We start from the raw sequence: 20,123 nt of genomic DNA, 5'->3' as shown, positions 1-20,123 counted from the left end.
CTTCAGGCTGCCTGTTCCGGTGCCCTCGGTCATCGGCCCTCCTCATGGCCCCTCTGTCGCCGACTATAGGCATCTCGAAAATAATTTATCAATCCGAAAATTATGATTGACTTTGACGAACTATTTTCGTTCCAATCCCGGTCATGTGATGCCCCGACCCATGCGTGGCGGCGGCCGGGAATTTGTCGTCCCGGCCGAGGGCGAAGCCTTGGTCGAAGTGACGGGATTGAACGGAAGCGCATGCTGCAGACAGGAAATACGGATGCCAGGGCGGATGGGAAATTGCTGGGTCCAGACGATCCGGCTCCCTTCGAAATCGCCAATGGCGAAGGCGCCAGCCGCGTCGTGTTGTTGTGCGAGCATGCGGGACGACAGGTTCCTGGCAAGCTCGGCGACCTTGGCATTTCCCAGAACGAGTTCGAGCGGCATATCGCCTACGACATCGGCGCCGAGGGGGTCGCAAGAGGTCTTTCGATGGCTCTCGACGCGCCGCTTGTCCTGCAGCGCTACAGCCGGCTGGTCGTGGATTGCAATCGAGCCTTCGACTCAGTGGACTGCATGCCGTCCACGAGCGATACGACCCTAATCCCCGGCAATCGGGCTCTTTCGAAGGCTGAGAGGCTGGCCCGGTACGAGGAAATCCACGTTCCTTTCCATAGAGAGGTTAGCCGGCTTCTGGATCGGCATGGGCGCCGGCATAGAACGGCGCTGGTGTCCGTACACAGCTTTACGCCTCGATTGATGAAAGACGGCATAGAGCGCCCGTGGCAGATCGGCCTGCTCTACAATCGAGACGACCGTCTGGCCCGCAAGCTGATGACCGCGATTGTCGGTCTGGACGACACCGTCAACGCGGCGTTCAACGAGCCTTACACCGGAAACGACCTGACCGACTACGCCATACCCGTGCATGGCGAGAAGCGCGGCATCGAGCATGTTCTGATCGAGATACGCAACGATCTGATCGCCGATGCGGCCGGGCAGGCGCGATGGGCGGAATTTCTGGCGGTCGCCATTCGCGCTGCCGTGTCGATCAAGGGAGAGGCTGGAAATGCAGGATAATCTGACCCGCGAGGTGCCACTTGTGCCGGCACAGTCGGCCATCCTCTTCATCGACGTTCAGAATTTTTCCGCGCGCCGCGACGGCGGCGAATTCAGTGACGTGCCCGCCGAAGAGATGGAAGCCCGGTACGGCTACTATTTCGACCGGCTGGACAAGATCGCGATGCCCAACATGCGCAAGCTTCAGGCGGGCTTTCGCGCCACCGGCATCGAGGTAATGTACACGACGATCGAAAGCCTGACGCTCGACGGTCGCGACCGCAGCCTCGACTACAAGATCACCGGGTTCAACGTTCCGCGCGGATCGTGGGACGGCAAGGTGGTCGACGAGCTTGCGCCGGGCGCGGACGAGATCGTGCTGCCCAAGAGCTCGTCCAGCGTCTTCGTCTCCACGCACATCGATTACATCCTGCGCAATCTCGGTGTCCGCCAGCTCGTGCTTTGCGGGCTTTTGACCGACCAGTGCGTTGAATCGGCGGTCCGGGACGCCTGCGACCTCGGCTACCTGGTCACGCTCGTTCCCGACGCATGCGGGACCTATACGCAGGAACGGCACGATTTTTCGCTGCGCGCCATCAAGGGCTACTGCCGCCAGATCAGCACCGACGAACTGCTCGCGGAGATCGCTGGCTGAACCAATCACCATGCCCGGAGGAAGTGCCGGACCCGTCGCCGAACGAAACAAGAAGGGGAATAGGATGGCCGACAAGGAAACCGCAATCGAGAAAGTCTGGAAGCTCCTGGACGAGGAGGCCGACTACGTCGTCAAGCTGACACAGGACATCGTTCGCATTCCCTCGGTGAACCCGCGCTTCGTGACGGATGCCGAGCAGAACCGCGAAGCAGCCGTCCAGGATCGGCTCCAGCAGGAAACCGAAGCACTCGGCTTCAAGTCCGACCGTTGGGAAGTGTTTCCCGACCGCCCGAACCTCGTCGCCGACCTTCCGGGCGACGAAGACAAGAGCCTCATCCTTTGCGGCCATGTCGATGTCGTGCCGATCGGCGAGCGGTCGGAATGGACCGTCGAGCCCTTCGGCGGGCAGATCGCCGACGGCAAGCTTTATGGCCGTGGCGCCGTCGACATGAAGAGCGGTGTCGCAGCCTGCATCGCGGCAGCGCGCGCCCTGAACAAGGCGGGCGTCGATCTTCAGGGCCGGTTGTCGATCCACACCGTCGTGGACGAAGAGGCTGGCGGCTTCGGCGCAATGGACGCGGTCGCCAAGGGCAAGCTTGCCAAGGCGGCAATCGTTGCGGAGCCGACCTGGGGCGACGTCATCCCTTCAGAGGGCGGGCTTTTCTGGACCCGCGTCACGATCAAGGGCCGGCAGGGTCACGCGGGCCTGCGTTTCAACGAGGTATGGCCGCAGCGCGATCTTCCCGGCCGCACGCTTCCGGGCGTCAACGCGGTGGAGCTCTCGACGCGCTTCCTCGCCGCACTGCGCGAGTTTGAAAGTATCCGCTGCCGCACCAGCTATCATCCGCTGGTGCCGCCCGGCCTCAACACCATCAATCCGGGCGTCATTCGCGGCGGGGCGGGCCTGGGCGAAGACGGACTGCCGATCATCCTGACCAACCCGGCCATCATCCCGGACGTGGTCGTCATCGATCTCGACTACAAGTTCCTGCCGAACGAAGACCCGGCCGAGGTCAAGAAGGAGTTCGAGAGCTTCGTGCACCATTTCTGCCAGCAGGACCGCTGGCTGCGCGAGCACCCGATCACCGTCGACTGGGACTATTCGGGCCTCTACTTCCCGCCGATGGATACCGACGCGAACCATCCGGTCATCCAGTCGCTCGTCACCCGCAAGACGATGCTCGGCAAGGCGCCCGTCATCAAGGGGTTCGAGGCGGTTACGGATGCCGCCCACTATGCGGGCGCCGGCGTCGCGAGCGTCATCTTCGGCCCCAGCGGTGATGGCTTCCACGGCTACGACGAATACGTGGAAATAGCTTCGCTGCAGGAAGCGACCAAGACCATCGCGGCCGCCATCATCGACTGGTGCGACGTCCGCTGATTGCACAACGACAACACCAAACAGGGGAAATGGACATGAACACGATACGCAAGTTGGGACTGGCATTACTGGCCGCCTCCGCGCTTTCGGTGGCGTCGGCCCAGGCGCAGGACAAAGTGGCCAAGATCGGCGTACTCGCGCCTATGACGGGCGGCGCGGCCGCCGACGGCAATGAGATGGTCAACGGCGCACGCCTTGCCGTCGAAGAGATCAACGCGGCCGGCGGCATTGCCGGCTACACCTTCGAGGTCGTCGTCGGCGACACGCAGGACCAGGCTGCCGACACGGTGACGAGCGCATTCGAGCGCCTTGCGGGCGACCGCGATGTCAACGTGATGATGACCGGCTACGCCAGCGGCAGCAATTTCGAGATTGAGCTGATGGCGGAGCAGGAGATGCCCTACATCATCTCAGCGAACGCCGCGCAGACGCGCGACATCATCGCGCCGAGCCCGGACGACTTCCCGACCGTGTGGTCGATCTCCCCGTCCTACGATGCCTACGAGACGGCGATGGTGCCGGTCATCCAGCAACTGCTCGATGGCGGCACACTGGAACTGCCGAACAAGAAGGTGGCGCTGATCTCGTCCGACAACCCCTATTCCAAGACGATCATGGAAGGGCTGCAGAAGAACTTCGAGGAAGCCGGCTGGGAAGTCACTTCGGCGGATCTTCTGCCCTTCGGCGAAATCAACGACTGGCGCGCTTTCCTCGCGGGCGTGCGTCAGGCAGCCCCTTCGGTCATCATCAACACCGACTACCTGCCGGGCAATGCGGCGACCTTCATGACGCAGTTCCTGGAACAGCCGACCGACAGCCTCGTCTTCATCCAGTATGCGCCGTCGGTGCCCGAATTCCTTGAGCTGACGAAAGATCGCGCAACCGGCGTCGTCTACAACATGCTGGGCGGCGTGCTGGATACGCCGCAGAACCCGCGCGCCGCCGAGGTGGTCGGCAAGTACGAGGCCAAGTATGGCGCGGCACCCGGCGTCTATGGTCCCGCCCTCTACGAGCAGGTCTACCTTTACGCCGATGCGCTCGCCAAGGTCGGCGATCCGACCGACAGGCTGGCGATCGGCCAGGCGATCGGCGAAACGGAAAAGCAGATCGCTGCCGGCATGCTGCGCTTCGATCCGGAGACCCATCTGGCCGTGCAGGGCGAAGATGCGATCCCGATCCAGTTCTTCCAGATCTGGGATGGCAAGCGCGAGCTCTTCTACCCGGCTCGGTACGCCACCGAGGAATTCCAGACCCCGCCCTGGATGAAGTAGTCCATTCGGATGCGGCCGCGCGGGAAAACCGCGCGGCCGCGGCTCTGTATTCCCCGGGAAGGAGGAACAGGTGGCTCAATCCACGCACGAGGCCCCCTTGCTCGAAGTGCGCAATGTCGAACGGCGCTTCGGCGCGCTGGTGGCCGTCAACGATGTGTCCTTTACCGTGCCTGCGGGGCAGGTCTTCGGCATCGCCGGCCCGAACGGCAGCGGCAAGAGCACGCTCTTCAACGTCATGACGGGCATTCCGTTCGGACCGAGCGGCGGCAAGGTGCTGCTCGAAGGCCGCGAGATCCAGCATCTGCGGCCACACGAGATCAGCCGGGCGGGCATCGCGCGTACCTTCCAGAAGGACGCCGAGTTCGCGACGCTGAGCGCTTTCGAGAACGCCTATGCCGGGGCGGTCTATTGTGCGGGCCTTTCGGGCGCTCAGGCGCGCGACGAGGCAGCCAAGGCGCTGGACGATGTCGGCCTGGGCGAGGAACGGCGCGACAAGGCAGCCGGGGATCTGACGGTCTTTGAACGCAAGCAGCTCATGATCGCGTCGGCGATCGCCGGGCGGCCGCGCATCCTGCTGCTGGACGAGCCGGCTGCCGGCCTCACCCGGCCGGAGGTCAGTGCGCTGGCCGAGCTGATCCGCACCGTCAACGGCCGCGGCGTCACAGTTCTTCTGATCGAGCATGTGCTGCCGCTGCTTCTTTCGGTGTCGCAGCATCTGATGATCCTCAACCACGGATCGGTGATCGCCTCGGGCAAACCGGCCGAGGTGGTGCGCGACCCACAGGTCGTCGAGGCCTATCTGGGCAAGCGGGAGGCAGCACTTTGACGAACATTCAAAGAGCCCTCGAGGTTGAGAACCTGCGCGCCGGCTACGATGCCTTCGACGTGCTGCAGGGCATGAGCCTGCATGTCGGCGTCGGCGAGCGCGTCGGGCTGTTCGGCCCCAATGGCCACGGCAAGACGACGCTTCTCAATGCCGTTTCGAAACTCATCCAGCCGCGGGCCGGTTCGGTGCGTTTCATGGGCGATCTCGCTGGAGGCGCGCTCCGCACAGGAGATCGTCGCTATGGGTCTCGTCCACGTGTCGCAGGCCAACCGCATGTTTCCGGATATGGAGATCATGGAGACGCTGGAGCTCGCGGCCTACACGCCGCGCGCCCGGAAGGATCGCAAGGCCAACCTGGAGCATGTTCTTGAGCTTTTCCCGCGCCTTGCCGAGCGGCGGCGCCAGGAGGCGAAGACCCTTTCCGGCGGCGAGCGCCAGATGCTGTCGATCGGCGTCGGCCTGATGTGCGCGCCGCGCATGCTGATGCTCGACGAGCCGACGCTTGGCCTCTCACCCAAGCTCAAGGACGAGCTGGCGGTGGCGATCGGCAAGATCTCGGCGGACGGGATTCCGCTGCTGCTCATCGAGCAGGACATCGCGTTCGTGCTCTCGCTGGTCGACCGGATGTACCTCATCGACCACGGCGAGATCACGCGTGAGGTCGCGCGCGGCGGCGACGTCGACCATGACGAGATCATGGACATGTATTTCGGGGGCACGTGTCGTCATGACGATGGATATGATCAGCGCAATTCTTGTCAGCGGGCTGGTGCTGGGCTCGGTCTACGCCCTCATGGCCAGCGGCCTGTCACTGGTTTGGACGACGCTCGGCATCTTCAATTTCGCCCACGGCAGCCTGATGGCGCTGGGCGCTTATTTCGCCTGGACGATGACAGACGCTGCCGGCCTGAATCTTTGGCTCGGCGCTGGGGTCGCCATCGCAGTCGCCGGCATGGTCGGCGTCGGCATCCTCATCGAGCGAACCGTCATCCGCCCCTTCTACGATGACAAGGACATCCTCCTCATCACCGTCATGACCACGCTTGCGGTGATGATCTTCCTGGAGAAGGGCATCCAGTTCATGTGGGGCGCGCGGCTGAAGCAGCTCGAACCTCTGGTGCCGGGGCAGGTCAACCTGATCGGCACGACCATCTCGGCGCAGGAGGCGCTGATTATCGTACTGGCGCCGCTGCTGCTGGGTGCGCTCTGGGCCTTCCTGCGTTATTCGAACACCGGTCGAGGCATCCGCGCGGTCGGCCAGAACCCGGCCGCAGCGAAGCTGATCGGCGTCGACGTGTCGAAGCTTTTCATCCTGACCTTCGCCCTGTCTGCCGCACTTGCCGGCCTCACCGGCATATTGCTTGGCTCGGTGCGTTTCATCACGCCCACCTTCGGCGCGGAGCCGCTGGTCAAGGCGCTGATCATCGTCATCTTCGGCGGGCTCGGTTCGCTCAGCGGCACCATCGCCGCCGCCTATATCATCGGCGTCGTCGAGGCTGCCTTGATCTTCTTCGTCGGCATCTACTGGGCGCCTTCCATGCTCTTCGCGCTTCTCATCGCGGTACTGATGCTTCGGCCGCAGGGCCTCTTCGGAAAGACGGTGCGCTGATGCCTGTCGCCTTCAACATGAAAACCCTCGCGATCGCTGCTGTCCTGATCCTTGGCCTTCTGGTGCCTGTATTTGTCGAAGACACCTATGTCCGCCACCTGTTCATCATCGCGTTCATTTACGCGATCGTGGCTGCGAGCTGGGATCTGAGTCTCGGATATGCCGGCATCTTCAATTTCGGCCACGTCGCCTTCTTCGGCATCGGCGTTTACGCGACGGGCCTGTGCGCCAAGCTGCTCGGCATCGATCCGTGGATCGCGATGCTGATCGGCGGAGTGGTGGCGTCGGCGGCTGCCGCTGTCGTTGCCCTGCCGGTCGTGCGATTGCAGGGCATTTATGTCGTGCTCGTCACATTCGCCTTCAGCCAGCTCGTGCTCCAGTTCGTCATCAGCCAGTCGCAGATCACCGGCGGAACGCAGGGTCTGGTTCGCGTGCCGACGATCGAGCTGTTCGGCTATAATTTCCTGCGCGACTACAAGTTCGGCTACTACTACGTCGCCTTTGCGCTGCTGGTGATTTCGACCCTGTGCCTGCGCTTCATCACCAGGACGGATTTCGGTCTGTCGATCCGTGCCCTGCGCGACAATGAGGATTACGGGCTGGCGCGCGGCATCCCGATCGGATTGCAGCGTCTGAAGGTGCTGGTGGCGAGCGCATTTTTCGCCGGCATCGCGGGCGGCTTCTTCGCCATCTACCTGCGCGTCGCGTCGCCGGAGGTCTTCAACTTCTCGACCATGGCTCTCATCCTGAGCATGGTTCTGGTCGGCGGCACGTCGAGCATCTACGGCCCCGTCATCGCGGCTCTGGCGTTGACCTTCATTTCCGAAGGGCTCGCCAATGTCGATGGCCTCGCGGAAGGCCGTTTCATGCTGGTCGCCATTGCCATGGTGCTGGTGTTGCTGTTCTTCCCGAAGGGGCTCGTTTCGGTCTTCGGCAAGCGGGCCGGAAAGTCGGGCGCCTGAAGACCGGAATTTCCGAATTCCTCTGACGACAGAGCCGCCGGGCGGATCGATTTCCGCCCGGCGGTGAAATCGTTTCCCCGTCGCTCTGCGCTTTCTCGCCTTCGCGGACACGAAGGCCGTTGACTCGCATCAAAATTCAAACATATGTTTGAAACATGGAATTGAAACAGTCGTTGGGCAAATCCGAGAACACGCGCTCCCGCATCCTCGATGCGGCGGCCTCGATGTTCGCCAAGAACGGCGTGGCCAACACGACGCTGCGGGAAATCACCCGCGCGGCCAAGGTCAACATGGCCGCGGTCAACTACCATTTCGGCAGCAAGGAAGCGCTTGCCAACGCGGTGTTCCGCGACCTGGCCGAGCGCGTCAACACCAAGCGGCGCGAGGAAATCGCAAGGTGTATCGAAGCTGCTGAGGCGGCGGGCAGTTTGCCGGGCGTCGACGATCTCGTCGACATTTTCCTGGAGCCCTATGTCGGCAGGGAAGAGCCGTGGACATCCATGCTGCTCGTTCACCTGGTCATGCTGCATCGGGTGGAGCCGACGCAGTGGACGCGCGAGATCATCGCCAGCCAGTTCGATCCGCTCGCGCGCGAATTCGTCGACGCGCTGCATCTGGCGCTGCCGGACCGCGACAAGTCGGAGCTTTACTGGCGCTATTATTTCATGCCGGGCACGGTGATCTTCGCACTGTCCGACGCACCGCGCTCCAAGCGCTTGCTGAGCCTCTCGCAGGGCGAGTGCGACACGGCCCAGGCCGACGTTCTGGCCGTACAGTTGCGTCGGGTGCTTATCAACATGCTGTCGGGGCCGCCGGGCGATCCGGGCGCGCCGAACCTGCAGGAGGCAGGTTCGGTCCGCGTGGGAGAGGCCGACCGCAACTGAAATCAAGAACCAACTCTACGGGAGGAAGACATGAGAACTATTGCTGCCGTTTCGGCAGCCGCTGTCATGGCGGCTGCAGCGTCGTGGCCACAGGGCGCGGCCGCTGACGACTTTTCGTTCACCGTCGTGGCGGGTCACCCGCCGATTACGGCCGGCGTCGCCGCAATCCGCGACTTCTTCATCCCCGAGGTGAACCGTCGTCTCGAGGAAGCCGGCGGCAACCACACGATCACCTGGAACGAAGCCTACGCCGGCGCGCTTGCCGACGTGCAGGGCGTTCTTGAAGCTGTCGAAGGCGGCGTCGGTGATTTCGGTTACGTTCCGCACCTGTTCGAAGCCGACAAGCTTCCGCTCGAGCAGATCACCTATGTGACGCCGTTCGGCTCGGCGGACCTGAAGACCATGATGCGCCTCGTTCGCGACCTGCACGACGAGGTTCCCGAGATGGCGCAGGCCTGGCGGGACAACAACCAGCTCATGCTCGCCGCTGTCGGCGTCGACACCTATCATCTGGCCACGACCTTTCCGGTCGACTCCGTCGAGGACATCAGCGGTCGCAAGCTGTCCACCGCGGGGCTGCAGACCAACTGGCTGCGCGGTACGGGCGCTGTGCCGGTCGCCGGCGCGCTGCCGGATTACTACAACGCCATCCAGACCGGTCTGACCGAAGGAACCGTGACGTTCGGGTCGGCGATGGCGCCCTACAAGTTCTTCGAGGTCGCACCGCACATCACCAAGGTGAATTTCGGCGCCCAGTCGGCATCGGCGCTCACCGTCAATCTCGATGTCTGGGAAAGCCTGCCCGACGACCTCAAGGAGATTATCCAGCAGGTTGCGATCGAGTATCAGGACTACGCCGCAGACAACTACACCAACAGCGCCGAAAAGAGCCTGAACATCGCCGCCGAGGGCGGTGCCGAGATCAAGGAAGCGTCCGACGAGATGCGCGCCGGTTTCGCCAATGCCATGCCGAACATCGCGCTGGAATGGGCGAAGTCGCTGGACGATCGCGGCGTTCCCGGCACCAAGGCGCTGGAAGCCTATCTGCGCCTTTCCGAGGCAGCCGGCGTCAGCTTCTCCCGCGACTGGCTGGCTGAATAGGCATCGACATGGGCAAGGATCTGTTCGCGGGGGAACCCTCCGCGGCAGGTTCGCCGTTGCGGCGAACCTCACCGCTGGGTCGGGTAACCGAGGCGTTTTCGGCAGTCGGAACATTGATGATCGTGGGCATCATGGTCCTCATCAATTCCGACGTGGCGATGCGGTATCTCTTCAACCAGCCGATACCCGGCGTGGCCGAGATCGTTTCGGCCTCCATCGTCACCATCATCTTCCTGCAGCTCCCCGACTGCATCCGCAGTGATCGCATGATCCGTTCCGATATGTGGATCGAGCGGCTGACCCGCCAGCGGCCCGGTGTGGCGTTTGCGATGGAAACGCTCTTCAACGCCGCCGGCACGCTGATGCTCGCTCTGCTTGTCTATTACGTCTATCCCAAGGTCGCGCGCGCCTACACGGCCGGTCACACGATCGGCGTCTACGGCGTCTTTCTGGCTCCCGTCTGGCCATTCTACGCGGGCGTCCTGTTTGGTGCTGCTCTGGCGACCGTGGAATATGCCGTGAAGACCATCCATTGCATGCGGCGGCTGATCTCCGGTCCGGCCTCGGGAGGCGCAGCATGAGCAATCTTCAGATCGGCCTGATGTCGATCGTCCTCATCCTCATCCTGATCCAATCCGGCCTGCATGTGGCGATCGCGCTGGCTGCAGTCTCCTTTTTCAGCGTCGCGCTTATCCGTGGCAATTTCGACGTGGCGGGGACTTTCTTGTCCCTGGCCGCGCTCGAAAGTGTGGCGCGCTACTCGTTCGGGGTCATTCCACTCTTCGTTCTGATGGGACTTCTGGTCGGCATTTCTGGTTTGGGCCGCGATGTCTTCGAGGTCGCCGGGCAATTGTTCCGGAGGCTGACGGGCGGGCTCGGCATCGCCACCGTTTTCGCCAATGCAATCTTCGCCGCGGTCAACGGGACTAGCATCGCGTCGGCTTCCGTATTCACGCGCATCGCCGTGCCGGAACTTCTGCGGTCGGGCTATACGCGCCGCTTCTCCGTCGGCGTGGTAGCCGGGTCGTCGGTGCTTGGCATGCTGATCCCGCCGAGCCTGCTGCTAATCCTCTACGGCATCATCGCGGAGGTCTCGATCGGCGATCTCTTCACCGCCGGCGTCCTGCCGGGCATCGTTCTCTCCCTGCTCTTCGTGGCGACGATCCTGTTTCTGGCGAAATTCAGGCCGGGCTTCGTACTGGCCAAGCCTGAGGAAGGCGCCAGAAGCCTCGTCGCCGACGATCTTTCGCCATCTCAGATGATCGGCAAATCGGCGCCGGTCGTGCTTCTGATCATCATCGTACTCGGCGGCATCTATGGCGGGGTCTTCACGCCCACGGAGGCGGGCGCGGTGGGCGCGCTGGCGGCACTCGTCATCAGCGTCACGCGTCGCAGCCTGGGCTGGCGGCAGTTCTGGGGCCTTCTCGTCGAAACCGGCAGGGTAACGGCGGCAATCACCTTCCTGATCGTCGCGGCTCACATGTATGCCAGGCTGCTGGCGCTTTCCGGCCTGCCCAGCCAGATGAATGCGCTGATCCAGCATTACGAGCTGGGTCTGTTCGCGGTGATGGCTTTGTACCTGTTGGCCATCATAGCGCTTGGCACCATCCTCGATTCGTCGTCGATCATGCTGATCGTGCTGCCGCTGATCCTGCCGATCATGGCCAGCTTTCAGGTCGACCTCATCTGGTTCGGCATCCTGACCATCGTTGCCGTCGAGGTCGGCCTGCTCACGCCGCCGCTTGGCATCGCCTGCTTCGTCATCAAGGCCAATCTGGAAAAGCTCGATATCCCTCTCAACGTCATCTTCGCCGGCGCGTTTCCGTTCGTCGTCGCGATGCTCGTCATGATCGGTCTGGTGCTGCTGATACCGCAGCTTGCGACCGCTCTTCTGTAAAAATACGAAAAGGCAATTCGCATGTCGCAACGCGCATTTCGCAAGGGTGTGGAGGATCTCGGCAACGGTCTCCTCGCCTATGTCCAGCCTGATGGTTCCTGGGGCTGGAGCAACGCCGGCCTCATCACCGACGGCGACCGCAGCCTGCTGGTGGATACGCTGTTCACGCTCGATCTCACGCGGGAGATGCTCGGCGCCTTCCGCGACGCCAAGCCGGCGGCCAGGCATATCGACACGTTGGTCAACACCCACGCCAATGGCGATCACACCTTCGGCAATCAGCTTGTCGAGGGCGCGCGCATCGTCGCCTCGGCCGCTTGCCTCGAAGAGATGCGGGAGCGTCCGCCGGAGCAGTTTCGCGACACCATGCAGCGGTGGCGCGAGAACGGCGAGGCGGGCCGGTTCATGCACGAGGTGATGGGCGCCCATTTCGATTTCTCCGGCATCGTCTTCACGCCGCCGGACACGACCTTCAGTGGCCGGACAGATGTGATGGTCGGCGACACGCAGGTCGAACTACACGAATTCGGCCCTGCGCACACGCGTGGCGATATCGTCGCCTATGTTCCGTCGGCGAAGACGGTGTTCACCGGCGACCTGCTGTTCTCCGAGGGGCATCCCATCCTGTGGGCAGGACCGGTCGGCAACTGGATCGATGCGTGCGAGGCGATACTCGGCTGGGATGTTGACATCGTCGTGCCAGGACACGGGCCCGTCGGCGACAAGCAGGCGCTGCGCGCCATGCGCGACTACCTCGTCTACACCCGCGACGCGGCCAAGGCGCGTTACGAAGCGGGCATGAACTATGCCGACGCGGCCTGGGACATCGCCTTCGATGCATATGACAGTTGGCTCGACCGCGAGCGTGTCGTGGTCAATGTCGCGCAGATCTATCGCGAGCTCTCCGGCGGCAGCATTTCCCCGAGCGATCCGAGTTGCAGAAACTGATGGGACGGTATCGGGCCGGCGATCGGTCCCCGAACGAGGCCCCCGCCTGCAATTGCGGCCACGAGCACTAGGTGTCCCGATGATCGAACTTCTCAACAACGCCTATTCGACCTGCAGCCAGAAGGTGCGCCTGTGCCTTCATGAGAAGGGACTGCCCTTTACGGATACGCAGATCGACTTCCGCAAGAACGAGCACCTTGCGCCGGACTATCTCGCACTCAACCCGAATGGGGTCGTGCCGACTCTTGTCCATGACGGGCAGCCCATCGTCGATTCGTCCGTCATCATGGAATATCTCGACGAGGTGTTCCCGCAGGTGCCGCTCTCACCTGACGGTCCAGTCGGCCGCGCCGATATGCGGGCATGGCTGCGCTATTTCGAGGAAGTGCCGACGGCCGCGATCCGTGTCCCGTCCTTCTCCCAGATATTCGTGCGCCACTTCGCCGGCCTGACGGACGAGCAGTTTGGTGCCGAAGCCAAGGCGCGGCCTCTGCGCACTCACTTCTACCAGAAAATGGGCCGCACAGGTTTCTCAGACCAGGAGGTCGAGGCGTCCTTCAATGCGCTCGCGCAGACGATAGCGCGCATGCAGAAGCGGCTTGCCGGCGATGTATGGCTTTGCGGCGACGCGCTGACGCTCGCCGACATCTGCGTCTATCCGACCTTCGATCGTATGGCCGATCTCGGCCCGCGGCGATGTGGTCGGAGGCGTCCGACGTCGGTCGCTGGTTCGCCGCCATGCGCGCGCGGCCAGCCAACGCGGCAACCTATTATCAGGGAAGCCGCCTCTCGCACCGTTATCCCGAATTGCAGGAAGTCGCGCTATGAAGCTGGTTACCTTCAATCTCCGTGGTGAAGAGGGCCAGCGCATCGGCGCGGTGCTCGATGAAAGCGGAGCCGTCTGCGAATTTGCCGCGTCCGCTGCTCCCCATTTCGGCTCCATGCTTGCGCTCATCGACGCTGGCGAGCGTGGGCTCGAGGAAGCTCGTGGGGTACTTTCGAAGCGGGAAAACGTTCACGAAGCCGGGGAATACGCCTGCTCGCACCCGTCCCCGAACCTCGCCAGATGCGCGACGCCTTGTGCTTCGAAAAGCACCTTCGGCAGGCGCGCGCCAACCGCCATCTCTTCGGTTTCGAAGGGTTTCCGCGCGATCCGGCGAAGGTCGACGTGCCGGCGGTCTGGTACGAGCAGCCGATCTACTACAAGGCAAACCGCTTCTCGGTCGTGGGGCCGGACGTGGACGTGATCGTGCCCGCGGCGAGACGCGTTTCGACTATGAACTCGAACTCGGCGTATTCCTGTCACGGAAGGGCAAGGACATCCGCCCGGAGGACGCGTACGACCACATTTTCGGCTACTGCATCTTCAATGACTTCACGGCGCGGACGGCACAGCTCCGCGAAATGACCGGCCAGCTTGGCCCGGCCAAGGGCAAGGATTTTGATACCGGCAATGCGATGGGACCGTGGCTCGTCACAGCGGACGAGGTATCCGACCCGCACAATCTGACGATGACGGCACGGATTAACGGCGAGGAGTGGTCGCGCGGCAACTCCGGCGAAATGCACCACAAGTTTCCTGCCGTGCTGGCGCACATATCGAGCGATGAGACGCTTTATGCCGGCGAATTCATCGGTTCGGGAACCGTCGGCAGCGGCTGCGGGCTGGAGCTCGGCCGGTTTCTGAAGCATGGCGACGTAGTCGAACTCGAGATCGAGGGGCTGGGCATCCTCAGAAACAGGGTGGTTGATCGCAGCGCCGGGGTATGACGTCTGACGTCTGCCAGGTAATCAGGACAACCGCTGGGCCATCGGATCGGCTATAGCGATGCCATCGCGGGCCGAACGCTGCGCAGCCATGCCCATGGTGACGGCGCGCCAGCCGTCATCCAGCGTCACCTCGACACGGCCCTCGCCCCGCAGCGCCGCGCAGAAGCGCTGGTGCTGGTAGAAGGTCGAGCCGTTGTGGTCACCTGCTTCAAGCAGGGTAGGGTCGACCGGCAGCTCGAACGTGTAGGGCGTGTCCGGGCGGCGCGGGCTCACCGTCACCAGCGGCACGGGGGCGGGGCCGGCCTGCGGCGGCCAGAAGCGGGTTGGTCCGGGTACCAGGCATTCGATCTTGCCTCCCGCGCCCACCGCGCAAATCTCCTCCTGATAGCGGCTGCCATCCGCGAACATGCACAGTTCCAGCATCGCGCGCGCGCCGCTTGCGAAGTCGACCAGCACATAACCGTTGTCCCATATGTCCGGCACGTCGTCGCCATAGCGCTCGTCGAGATGGTTCACCGCCTGCCCGGCGGACGCCATTACCCGTACCGGCTCGGAGCGCAGGATGAGGCGCATCAGGTCGAAGAAGTGACAGCATTTTTCAACGAAGGTCCCGCCCGAGGTCCGATTGAACCGGTTCCAGGCGCCCACTTTCTTCAGGAAAGGATAGCGGTGTTCGCGGATCGTCAGCATGCGGATGCCGCCGGTCGCAGCCTCAGCCTCGGCGATGAACTTGGCCACCGGCGGCATGTAGCGGTACTCCATCGCGACCCACACGGGCGCCGGATAGCTAGTGGCGAAAGCCCGCATGGCTTCGGCCTCGTCCTGATCGATAAAGAGCGGCTTTTCGACCATCAGCGGCAGCGCCCTCGTTGCGGCGATCTCGCGCAACTGTGCCGAATGCAAATGGTTGGGGCTTGCAATGAGCACGCAGTCGAGTTCCGGACGAGCGAGCAGTTCCGGCAGCGAGCTGACAAGCACTGCCTTGGGTGCGAGCGAGGCGGCGATGGCGCGCATCGCCGGATCCGGCTCAAAGATCGCCACCACGTCGGCATCCGGCAGCAGCGCGATGTTGCGCAGATGCTCCTGCCCCATCATGCCGCATCCGACGACGCCGTAGGAGATATGCCGGCCCATGCTTGTTCCTATCGCAGCCGCGCGACATAGCGCGCCTTGGTGTGGTCGAACCAGGTTCGTGAAAATTCCGCGCTCGCGCCGTCCTGTGTCCAGCCGATGCGTTCAATGAAGCCAGCCGGCGCCCCGGCAGCCAGCCCGAACTCCGCCGGAGCCCATGGCGGCACGGCATCGACGCCGACGCGGTCCTCCGCCCGCGAAATCCAGATGCCCAGTGCCTGCCGGTAGAATAGGTAGAGTGAATCGGAGAGGTCTTCCGCCGCGATCGTCTCGACGTAGTCGCCATCGAGCCAGATTTCCTCGACCGCCGCCGGCCTGCCGCCGAGGCTCCGTAGCCGGCGGATGCGATGCGCCTGGTTGCTTGTGCCGAAACGCGGCATGTCGGCGGTCTTTGCCAGCCGCTCGACCGAAAGAACGCGCGCTGTCGGCAGCCCGCCGCCTTCGGTCAGTTCGAGACGAAACATCGCATAGATGCTGTCGACGTCTGGCCGCGAGCGGACATAGTTGCCCGAACCCTGCACGCGCTCCAGAAGACCCTTGGCATGCAGGTCGGCGAGTGCCTTGCGCAGCGTTCCGACGGCGACGTTGAGGTTTGCGGCCATTTCGCGCTCGGGTGCGAGCTTTTCGCCGTCGATCATGCGCCCGGCCGCGATCTCGCGGATCAGCATTTCGCTGATCTGCTGGTGAAGGGGAGAGCGTAGCGGTCGGACATAGGGGCGCAGCAAAAATTGATACACTATTGATCTACATCAATGTGAGTGTTACGCAATAGGAAATTGCAGCCGATCGCAAAGCAGCCCGACGGGCTCGGTCCTTCGCTGTGGGAAAGGGATGAAACGATGACCGTCGTGCCGGTGACATCCGCCGATCTCGAAGCTTCTGAAGTTTCCTGGTTCTCGGCGCTCTGCTCGGACGATTATCGCTATCTGGGCGTTCCCGACGGCAGCCTGCGGTCGAGCTGGGAACATTGTTCCGCAATCGTCACCCGTGCCGAGGCGCTGGGTTTCCGCAACATCCTCTGTCCCTCGTCGTATCAGGTGGGGCAGGACACGCTTTCCTTCGTCGCCGGCTGCGCGCCCATCACCTCGAAGATCAACCTGCTTGCGGCCATCCGCTGCGGCGAGATGCAGCCGATCATGCTGGCGCGTACGGTAGCGACGCTCGACCACATGCTGAAAGGCCGTCTGACGCTCAACGTCATCTCGTCCGATTTCCCCGGCGAGACCGCCGACAGCAGCTTCCGCTACCAGCGTTCGCGCGAGGTGGTGCAAATCCTCAAGCAGGCCTGGACGCGCGACGAGATCGACCATCAAGGCGAGGTCTACGATCTGGCCAAGGTTTCGGCCGATCCCGCCAGGCCCTATCAGCAGAACGGCGGCCCGCTGCTCTATTTCGGCGGCTATTCACCCGACGCCCTCGAACTCTGCGCCGAGCACTGCGATGTCTATCTGATGTGGCCCGAAACGAAGGAGCAGCTTGCCGGGCGCATGCGCGCGGTCAATGAACGCGCCGCAGTGCGTGGCCGTACACTCGATTACGGTTTGCGGGTGCACGTGATCGTGCGCGACACCGAGGCTGAGGCACGGGAATATGCCCGTGAACTGGTCTCGAAACTGGATGACGAGCAGGGAACCGCCATCCGCTCGCGCGCACTCGACTCGACATCGCTGGGCGTGGCGCATCAGGCGAAGAACCGCGATGCGGCAGATGCGGAGGGTTTCATCGAGCCGCATCTTTGGACCGGCGTCGGTCGGGCCCGCTCGGGCTGTGGTGCCGCACTTGTGGGCTCGGCTGATCAGGTTCTCTCGGAAATCGAGGCCTATCGCAAGATGGGCATCCGCGCCTTCATCTTCTCCGGCTATCCGCATCTCGAAGAATGCGAGGCGTTCGGCAGGCTGGTTCTGCCGCGTCTGGAAACCTGCTCGCTGCCGCATGTCTACGACCGCGTGCCCGCCGACGTGCCGGCAACGCCTCTCGGAACGGGAGAACGCCGCTGATGGAACGGGTGAAACTTGGCGAAGGGCTGGAACTGTCGCGCATCGTATACGGCATGTGGCGGCTGGGCGACGACCGCGATACCTCGCCCGCGCGCGTTCAGGCCAAGATAGAAGCTTGCCTGGAGCAGGGCATCACCACCATAGACCAGGCCGACATCTATGGTGGCTATGGGGCGGAGGCGCTGCTGGGCGCTTGCCTGAAAGCCGAGCCAGCGCTGCGGGACCGGCTGGAGATCGTCACCAAATGCGGCATCGTCGCGCCGATGGGACGCTACGCTGAGCGGCGCGTGAAGCATTACGATACGTCGGCTAATCATATTCGTGCCTCTATCGATCAATCACTGCGCGCGATGGGCATAGAGCGCATCGATCTGCTGCTGATCCACCGGCCGGACCCGTTTATGGACCATCACGAGACGGGGGTCGCGCTCGACGAGGCTGTACGCTCGGGCAAGGTTCGTGCGGTGGGCGTGTCGAACTTCCGCCCGCATGACTGGAACCTCCTGCAGTCGGCCATGAAGTCGCCGCTGCTCACCAACCAGATCGAACTGTCGCTCCTCGCGCATGAGGCCTTCATCGACGGCGACGTGGCGTTCCTGCAGGAGCGGGCCATCGCGCCGATGGCATGGTCGCCTCTCGGTGGCGGGCGGCTGGTGCGCGAGACGCAGGGTCCGCTTGCAGAGCTGCTGGCCGGGCTCGGGGAAAAATTCGGCGTCGATGCGGGTGCGGTCGCGGTTGCGTGGCTGCTCGCGCATCCGGCGCGGATCCTTCCGGTGCTCGGCACCAACGATCCCGCCCGCATCGCGCGGCTTGCCGATGCCTTCACGGTTCCGATGGACCGTGAAACCTGGTTCGAACTCTACACCGCCGCGCTCGGCAGGGAGGTTGCCTGATGTATCACTTCGCCGACAGCGATCACGGCCGACCGATGAAAAGCTTTGTCCCCGGCCCGGAACGCCAGCGTGAATTCAGGGATGCGCTTGGCCGCTTCGCGACCGGCGTGACCGTGGTGACGACGAACACGCCGGAGGGTCCGGTCGGCATTACCGCCAACAGCTTTTCTTCCGTGTCGCTCGACCCGCCGATCGTGTTGTGGTCGATCGGTCGCCATTCGCGGCGCTTCCCGGCCTTCGCTCAATGCCGCGACTTCGCCGTTCACGTGCTGGGCGCGGACCAGCTCGAACTCAGCCGCCGCTTCGCGCGTGCCGGCGAGGCGTTCGCCGGGCTTGAACATGACCGCAGCGAGGCGGGTGTACCGCTGTTGAAAGGGTGCCTCTCCCGTTTCGAATGCGCGCGGCTGGCAACGCATGACGGAGGCGACCATGCGATCGTCGTGGCACGGGTCGTTGCCGCCAGCTTTGCGGAGGGCGAACCGCTTCTGTTTGCAGGCGGTGGCTACGGCCGGTTCGACAGGTTCGCGTGATGCTTCGCGCCGCCCCGACTGTCGGCAGGGGCAGGCCCCGTCGATTGACGCTCGACGATGTGGCAGGCGAATTCGATGCGGCGGGGTGGCATGCGCTGGGTGCCGAGATCGTCAAGCAGCAGGTCGAGCGCGGCGGCGCCGATCTCGCGCATGGGAATGTGCATCGTCGACAAGGGCGGGTTATGGAACGCGGCCTGTGGCAGGTCGTCCATGCCCATCACCGAGACGTCGCCCGGCACGCTAAGGCCCGCACTTTCAAGCCCCATCATCGCGCCGACCGCGAGGCTGTCGCCGGCGGCAAGGATCGCGGTGAAGTCGCGTCCGCCGCGCGCGATGCGTTGTGTGATCGCCTCGGCCGCGAGTTCCGGCAGCCAGTCTGGCACATCGACGACGAGATCCGCGGAACCCTCCAGCCCGTGCGCACGCAGCGCGTCCTGCCATCCTTCGTATCGCCGTTCGATGGTGCGACGGCCGCGCCGCATCAGGAACAGGATACGCTCATGCCCCTGGGCAATCAGGTGTTCCGTCGCCAGCCGCGCAGCCGACCTGTTGCACGGCGTGACGCTCGAGCGTCGCATCTCGGGATCGTCGCCGTTGACCAGCACGATGGGTTTGTCGAAATCGCTGGCGAGCGTCAGCACGGATTCGTCGTCAAGCGTGAGGAACAGGCAGCCGACCACTCCGTCATCCGCCCTGGCATCGGCGAGCAGGGCGGCTTCCTCCGCCGTGTTGGCGATGGCCCGCGAGACCACTTCGACGCCCAGGGACTTGGCCCGCTCCGCCAGTCCCTCCAGCACATAGAAGGTGAACTGGTTGCGCACATAATCGAGCATGGCCGCACTGGAGGCCGCGAGAATGACCTTGCGGCCGGCAATCGAGGTCGGAACCGTGTAGTTGAGCCGGCGCGCTGTCTCAAGGATGGTCGCGCGCAGGTCCGGGCGCACCCCCTTGGCATTCGCGAGCGCGCGCGATGCGGTGCTGACCGAAACGCCGCATTGGGCGGCGACGTCCTCGAGACGCACCCGCCGGGTGGGCGTTCCACGCTTTGCCTCCGACGCCATCGCGGTATGCGCTCCAGTGCTCAAAGAGACGCGTACTGTGCAAATAATTTTCAGATTGCGCAAGTCTTTGCAATGTGGAACCTCTGTTGTGGGTTCCGCAAGCATTTGGGAGGAGCAGTGGCCCCGTCGGCAGGATTGATACGTTCGCATCTGGAGCGCCTGGTGG

Annotated in this window: 20 protein-coding genes and 2 pseudogenes; 19 read left to right on the top strand and 3 right to left on the bottom strand. The window is 63.6% G+C overall.

Annotated elements, in window-relative coordinates; translation table 11 throughout:
• Positions 1 to 240 precede the first annotated feature (240 nt).
• From HK436_RS06570 to HK436_RS06495, 16 genes and pseudogenes are all read left to right on the top strand, one after another.
• Entirely contained in the window at positions 241 to 1,062 is an 822-nt protein-coding gene (locus HK436_RS06570; RefSeq protein ID WP_173188241.1) for an N-formylglutamate amidohydrolase, read from the top strand.
• The gene (locus HK436_RS06565) at positions 1,052 to 1,696 is read left to right on the top strand and encodes a cysteine hydrolase family protein (protein ID WP_173188239.1); all 645 of its coding nucleotides are present in this window, start codon (positions 1,052 to 1,054) and stop codon (positions 1,694 to 1,696) included. The genes HK436_RS06570 and HK436_RS06565 overlap by 11 nt, the downstream gene beginning before the upstream one ends.
• A 64-nt stretch (positions 1,697 to 1,760) precedes the next feature.
• On the top strand, positions 1,761 to 3,077 hold the full coding sequence (locus tag HK436_RS06560; protein WP_173188237.1) for a M20 family metallopeptidase: 1,317 nt from the start codon (positions 1,761 to 1,763) through the stop codon (positions 3,075 to 3,077).
• 35 nt (positions 3,078 to 3,112) lie between these two features.
• On the top strand, positions 3,113 to 4,348 hold the full coding sequence (locus HK436_RS06555) for an ABC transporter substrate-binding protein (protein WP_173188235.1): 1,236 nt from the start codon (positions 3,113 to 3,115) through the stop codon (positions 4,346 to 4,348).
• 70 nt (positions 4,349 to 4,418) lie between these two features.
• The gene (locus HK436_RS06550; RefSeq protein WP_173188233.1) at positions 4,419 to 5,174 is read left to right on the top strand and encodes an ABC transporter ATP-binding protein; all 756 of its coding nucleotides are present in this window, start codon (positions 4,419 to 4,421) and stop codon (positions 5,172 to 5,174) included.
• Positions 5,175 to 5,245: 71 nt separating this feature from the next.
• Positions 5,246 to 5,314 (top strand): annotated as a pseudogene (locus HK436_RS33435) (hypothetical protein); the annotation flags it as partial.
• Positions 5,295 to 5,615, top strand: a pseudogene (locus tag HK436_RS33430) (hypothetical protein); the annotation flags it as partial. The pseudogenes HK436_RS33435 and HK436_RS33430, both read left to right, overlap by 20 nt.
• A 244-nt stretch (positions 5,616 to 5,859) precedes the next feature.
• Entirely contained in the window at positions 5,860 to 6,783 is a 924-nt protein-coding gene (locus tag HK436_RS06535) for a branched-chain amino acid ABC transporter permease (RefSeq protein ID WP_312860572.1), read from the top strand.
• Entirely contained in the window at positions 6,783 to 7,745 is a 963-nt protein-coding gene (locus tag HK436_RS06530; protein WP_173188229.1) for a branched-chain amino acid ABC transporter permease, read from the top strand. The genes HK436_RS06535 and HK436_RS06530 overlap by 1 nt, the downstream gene beginning before the upstream one ends.
• 155 nt (positions 7,746 to 7,900) lie before the next feature.
• Positions 7,901 to 8,629: a TetR/AcrR family transcriptional regulator gene (locus HK436_RS06525; RefSeq protein ID WP_173188227.1), complete on the top strand. Its 729-nt coding sequence runs from the start codon at positions 7,901 to 7,903 to the stop codon at positions 8,627 to 8,629.
• A 30-nt stretch (positions 8,630 to 8,659) separates the two neighbouring features.
• Positions 8,660 to 9,730 (top strand): C4-dicarboxylate TRAP transporter substrate-binding protein, encoded by a 1,071-nt coding sequence (locus HK436_RS06520; protein WP_173188225.1) that lies wholly within the window; start codon positions 8,660 to 8,662, stop codon positions 9,728 to 9,730.
• A gap of 8 nt (positions 9,731 to 9,738) precedes the next feature.
• A complete protein-coding gene (locus HK436_RS06515) occupies positions 9,739 to 10,311 on the top strand; it encodes a TRAP transporter small permease (RefSeq protein WP_173188223.1) in 573 nt (190 codons plus the stop codon).
• Entirely contained in the window at positions 10,308 to 11,627 is a 1,320-nt protein-coding gene (locus HK436_RS06510; protein WP_173188221.1) for a TRAP transporter large permease, read from the top strand. Before HK436_RS06515 ends, HK436_RS06510 begins: the two co-directional genes overlap by 4 nt.
• Positions 11,628 to 11,648: 21 nt before the next feature.
• Positions 11,649 to 12,575, top strand: coding sequence for an MBL fold metallo-hydrolase (locus HK436_RS06505; protein ID WP_206680491.1), 927 nt, complete (start codon positions 11,649 to 11,651; stop codon positions 12,573 to 12,575).
• A 79-nt stretch (positions 12,576 to 12,654) separates the two neighbouring features.
• Positions 12,655 to 13,431, top strand: a complete 777-nt coding sequence (locus HK436_RS06500) for a glutathione S-transferase family protein (RefSeq protein WP_173188219.1) — start codon at positions 12,655 to 12,657, stop codon at positions 13,429 to 13,431.
• Positions 13,432 to 13,655: 224 nt separating this feature from the next.
• Positions 13,656 to 14,345, top strand: coding sequence for a fumarylacetoacetate hydrolase family protein (locus HK436_RS06495; RefSeq protein ID WP_312860512.1), 690 nt, complete (start codon positions 13,656 to 13,658; stop codon positions 14,343 to 14,345).
• Between the two features lie 21 nt (positions 14,346 to 14,366).
• Here HK436_RS06495 and HK436_RS06490 read toward each other — a convergent pair whose 3' ends face one another.
• On the bottom strand, positions 14,367 to 15,479 hold the full coding sequence (locus tag HK436_RS06490) for a Gfo/Idh/MocA family protein (RefSeq protein ID WP_173188217.1): 1,113 nt from the start codon (positions 15,477 to 15,479) through the stop codon (positions 14,367 to 14,369).
• Positions 15,480 to 15,487: 8 nt separating this feature from the next.
• Entirely contained in the window at positions 15,488 to 16,213 is a 726-nt protein-coding gene (locus HK436_RS06485) for a GntR family transcriptional regulator (RefSeq protein WP_312860511.1), read from the bottom strand.
• A 102-nt stretch (positions 16,214 to 16,315) separates the two neighbouring features.
• Between HK436_RS06485 and HK436_RS06480 the strand changes: the two genes are divergently transcribed.
• From HK436_RS06480 to HK436_RS06470, 3 genes are read left to right on the top strand one after another with little or no spacing between them, the layout of a single operon-like run.
• Positions 16,316 to 17,473 (top strand): LLM class flavin-dependent oxidoreductase, encoded by a 1,158-nt coding sequence (locus tag HK436_RS06480; RefSeq protein ID WP_173188215.1) that lies wholly within the window; start codon positions 16,316 to 16,318, stop codon positions 17,471 to 17,473.
• Positions 17,473 to 18,366: an aldo/keto reductase gene (locus HK436_RS06475; RefSeq protein WP_173188213.1), complete on the top strand. Its 894-nt coding sequence runs from the start codon at positions 17,473 to 17,475 to the stop codon at positions 18,364 to 18,366. Before HK436_RS06480 ends, HK436_RS06475 begins: the two co-directional genes overlap by 1 nt.
• Complete coding sequence (locus HK436_RS06470; RefSeq protein WP_173188211.1) at positions 18,366 to 18,896, top strand: flavin reductase family protein; 531 nt, start codon at positions 18,366 to 18,368, stop codon at positions 18,894 to 18,896. Before HK436_RS06475 ends, HK436_RS06470 begins: the two co-directional genes overlap by 1 nt.
• Here HK436_RS06470 and HK436_RS06465 read toward each other — a convergent pair.
• Positions 18,869 to 19,957, bottom strand: coding sequence for a LacI family DNA-binding transcriptional regulator (locus HK436_RS06465; RefSeq protein ID WP_173188209.1), 1,089 nt, complete (start codon positions 19,955 to 19,957; stop codon positions 18,869 to 18,871). The two genes, HK436_RS06470 and HK436_RS06465, sit on opposite strands and share 28 nt — an antisense overlap.
• Positions 19,958 to 20,123: the final 166 nt, after the last annotated feature.

It is taken from the genome of Neoaquamicrobium sediminum (genome assembly GCF_013240295.1).
GTDB classification, from domain to species: domain Bacteria; phylum Pseudomonadota; class Alphaproteobacteria; order Rhizobiales; family Rhizobiaceae; genus Aerobium; species Aerobium sediminum.
The sequence above is the reverse complement of the archived record's forward strand: the minus strand, read 5'-3'. Positions and strand labels throughout refer to the sequence as shown.

What these genes read in the sequence shown, in the direction of transcription:
- HK436_RS06490 (WP_173188217.1), bottom strand. Translation starts at nt 15,479, where the DNA reads ATGGGCCGGCATATCTCCTACGGCGTCGTCGGATGCGGCATGATGGGG.
- HK436_RS06530 (WP_173188229.1), top strand. Translation starts at nt 6,783, where the DNA reads ATGCCTGTCGCCTTCAACATGAAAACCCTCGCGATCGCTGCTGTCCTG.
- HK436_RS06510 (WP_173188221.1), top strand. Translation starts at nt 10,308, where the DNA reads ATGAGCAATCTTCAGATCGGCCTGATGTCGATCGTCCTCATCCTCATC.
- HK436_RS06465 (WP_173188209.1), bottom strand. Translation starts at nt 19,957, where the DNA reads ATGGCGTCGGAGGCAAAGCGTGGAACGCCCACCCGGCGGGTGCGTCTC.
- HK436_RS06470 (WP_173188211.1), top strand. Translation starts at nt 18,366, where the DNA reads ATGTATCACTTCGCCGACAGCGATCACGGCCGACCGATGAAAAGCTTT.
- HK436_RS06565 (WP_173188239.1), top strand. Translation starts at nt 1,052, where the DNA reads ATGCAGGATAATCTGACCCGCGAGGTGCCACTTGTGCCGGCACAGTCG.
- HK436_RS06525 (WP_173188227.1), top strand. Translation starts at nt 7,901, where the DNA reads ATGGAATTGAAACAGTCGTTGGGCAAATCCGAGAACACGCGCTCCCGC.
- HK436_RS06500 (WP_173188219.1), top strand. Translation starts at nt 12,655, where the DNA reads ATGATCGAACTTCTCAACAACGCCTATTCGACCTGCAGCCAGAAGGTG.
- HK436_RS06480 (WP_173188215.1), top strand. Translation starts at nt 16,316, where the DNA reads ATGACCGTCGTGCCGGTGACATCCGCCGATCTCGAAGCTTCTGAAGTT.
- HK436_RS06505 (WP_206680491.1), top strand. Translation starts at nt 11,649, where the DNA reads ATGTCGCAACGCGCATTTCGCAAGGGTGTGGAGGATCTCGGCAACGGT.
- HK436_RS06475 (WP_173188213.1), top strand. Translation starts at nt 17,473, where the DNA reads ATGGAACGGGTGAAACTTGGCGAAGGGCTGGAACTGTCGCGCATCGTA.
- HK436_RS06570 (WP_173188241.1), top strand. Translation starts at nt 241, where the DNA reads ATGCTGCAGACAGGAAATACGGATGCCAGGGCGGATGGGAAATTGCTG.
- HK436_RS06535 (WP_312860572.1), top strand. Translation starts at nt 5,860, where the DNA reads ATGACGAGATCATGGACATGTATTTCGGGGGCACGTGTCGTCATGACG.
- HK436_RS06520 (WP_173188225.1), top strand. Translation starts at nt 8,660, where the DNA reads ATGAGAACTATTGCTGCCGTTTCGGCAGCCGCTGTCATGGCGGCTGCA.
- HK436_RS06560 (WP_173188237.1), top strand. Translation starts at nt 1,761, where the DNA reads ATGGCCGACAAGGAAACCGCAATCGAGAAAGTCTGGAAGCTCCTGGAC.
- HK436_RS06515 (WP_173188223.1), top strand. Translation starts at nt 9,739, where the DNA reads ATGGGCAAGGATCTGTTCGCGGGGGAACCCTCCGCGGCAGGTTCGCCG.
- HK436_RS06555 (WP_173188235.1), top strand. Translation starts at nt 3,113, where the DNA reads ATGAACACGATACGCAAGTTGGGACTGGCATTACTGGCCGCCTCCGCG.